This window comes from Streptomyces sp. NPDC031274, from assembly GCF_055570235.1.
In genome coordinates this window covers 1-2,459 of the sequence record NZ_JBVIHP010000083.1, presented here as the reverse complement: position 1 = coordinate 2,459, position 2,459 = coordinate 1, and the positions used below count along the sequence as shown (strand labels likewise).

Sequence of the window (2,459 nt, the reverse complement as noted above, 5' to 3'; positions counted from 1 at the left end):
TAGTGCGACCTGAAAGTCGCTCTCTCTTAGTGCATTACGGAAAGGAGAGTTTCCAATGCCGAACTTGTAGCCGGAAGTTCGTCCCCACTCCCACATGCGGGAGGAGTAATCCTCCGGTGTGAAGCTGGGAGAGAAGGCCGAAGACTTCGGAGGCCACTTCCGAGGAACGGGCCGGGGAAGATCGGACGGGTGAATACCAGTGAACTCCTTGAGGACTCGTGAAGAACGCCTCTCCAGTGGCTGGTTATCGGGAGAGGAAAAGGGCTAGGGCTGAGAAGCCCAGGTGATGGGGACGACTAGCTACGTAAACCCCATCGGCTACCACCGCCCCGGGTTAGAGGGAGCACCCTCCCCGATCGCAACTAAGGAGTGCGGAACAGGGAAACCCCGTAGTGGTCCGCGTAAGCGGTAAGCCGGAGGTAACGATGGCTTAAGTCCGCTGCGGGAAAAGGAAGATCCGAGAAGCAAATGCCGCTAGGGCGAAAGCCCAGGGGAACGGCTGGGGTCAGGTCTCTCCGCCTCCATCTATAACCCGGCGGATAGAGGGCACATGCCCTCGCTCGAAAGGGCGCCCAAGCGGATCTGGTGGACCTTTGAAGGGAGGTTGCAAAGAAGTGAGCACCACGGTGCAAGTTAGTCAGGGAGGCAACCCCTTCTGGAACGGAGCCGAGGACGACGCACACGCCTGGCACCGAGTCGACTGGAGTAAGGCGAACCGCGAAGTATCACGTCTGAGGCAACGGATCTTCAAGGCTGCGAAGGAAGGGGACCTGAAAAGGGTCCGCAGTCTGCAAAAGCTGATGCTGAGGAGCCAGTCCAACACTCTTGTCAGTGTGCGACGGGTGACTCAGCACAGCAATGGCAGGAAGACGGCCGGAGTGGACGGCGAAGTCGCCCTCAAACCGCAGGACAGGGGCCGCCTGGTGCGGCGAATCCTGTCGGGCGAGGACCGACGTCGCCCTATGCCGGTCAAGCGAGTGGAGATCCCGAAGGCAAATGGCAAAACGAGGCCGCTCGGCATCCCGGTTATCTGGGATCGGATCCACCAGGCCAGGGTGAAGAATGCCCTGGAACCTGAGTGGGAAGCGCGCTTCGAGGCGAGAAGCTACGGCTTTCGCCCCGGTCGAGGTTGCTTCGACGCGATCGCATACATTCGAGCAGTGGTCTGCAAGCGTGAGGCCACTCGACAATGGGTGTTGGACGCGGATTTGTCGGCAGCGTTCGACCGGATCAACCATGAGTACTTGATGTCAGTTATCGGAAACTTCCCTGCCAGGGATGCGATCCGGGGCTGGCTCAAGGCAGGAGTGATGAAGCAGGGGCGGTTCTCGCCAACTGACGAGGGAACGCCGCAGGGGGGAGTCATCAGCCCTCTCCTGCTCAACGTTGCCCTGCACGGGATGTCGGAGGCCGCCGGCGTCCGCCTCAAGGGGAAGAAGCGAAACACCCACGGGGATTCGCCGGCGCTTGTTCGGTACGCGGATGACTTTGTGGTCATGTGCCACACGGAATCCCAAGCCAGGGAGGCATACCGGAAACTACAAGCATGGTTAGAGCCTCGGGGGTTGGCCTTCAATGAGGACAAGACGAAGATTGTCCACCTCACCGAAGGTTTCGACTTCTTAGGCTTCACCGTGCGGAAGTATCCGAGTGGAAGGACCTGGATCAGGCCGAGCAAGAAGGCCGTTGAGCGAGCCAAGGAAAAGGTGCGGGAGATAGTTCAAGGGCGGCGAGGGAGGTCGGTGGATGTAATAGCCAGCGACCTCAACTCTTTTATCCGCGGTTGGACCACGTACTACCGCACCGTAACCTGCACAGCAGCTTTCCGAGAGCTCGACAGGGTCGTCTTCAACCAGCTATGGCAGTGGGCAAGAAGGCGCCACCGACGCAAGCCAAGGGTCTGGATCGCGTCCAGATACTGGGACAGGCGGCATCCACATAGCAAGAGCCGCTGGGTCTTTGGTGTAGATACTGTGTACGTTCACCACGCGGGGTGGACCCGTTTTGAGAGGCATATCCCGGTTTCCGGGGCGGCCTCAAAAGACGATCCCGATCTCCGCGAGTATTGGGCTAAGCGATCAAAGAATCCGGCGAGGCTGGGGAGCGAACGAAGGTTCATCGTCTCCCTCGCGGTGAGGCAAAAGGGACTTTGCGCCAGATGCGGGATTGATCTCGTGGACGGTGCCGGGTTCGAGCCGGACAACCTACGAGAGTGGGTTGACTGGTTCGTTGCCTGCCGTCGTGCGCTGCACGTGCATCACGTCGTGCATCGCAAGCACGGCGGCCCGGACGATTTCAAGAACCTGGAATTGATCCACTCGCACTGTCACCACCAACTGCACGCCCTTGAGGCGTACTCTTCGCGACCCGAGGGGTCTGCTTGAGCCGTGTGCGCTGCGAGGCGCACGCACGGTTCTGAGGGGGCTGGAGCCCAGCAATGGGCTCCGGCTACCCGACCA

General features: G+C 60.2%; 1 protein-coding gene. It reads left to right on the top strand.

The window, feature by feature from the left end:
• The first annotated feature begins 614 nt into the window (after nt 1-614).
• The gene (gene ltrA, locus ACZ5CR_RS43635) at nt 615-2,384 is read left to right on the top strand and encodes a group II intron reverse transcriptase/maturase (RefSeq protein ID WP_468868795.1); all 1,770 of its coding nucleotides are present in this window, start codon (nt 615-617) and stop codon (nt 2,382-2,384) included.
• Nucleotides 2,385-2,459: the final 75 nt, after the last annotated feature.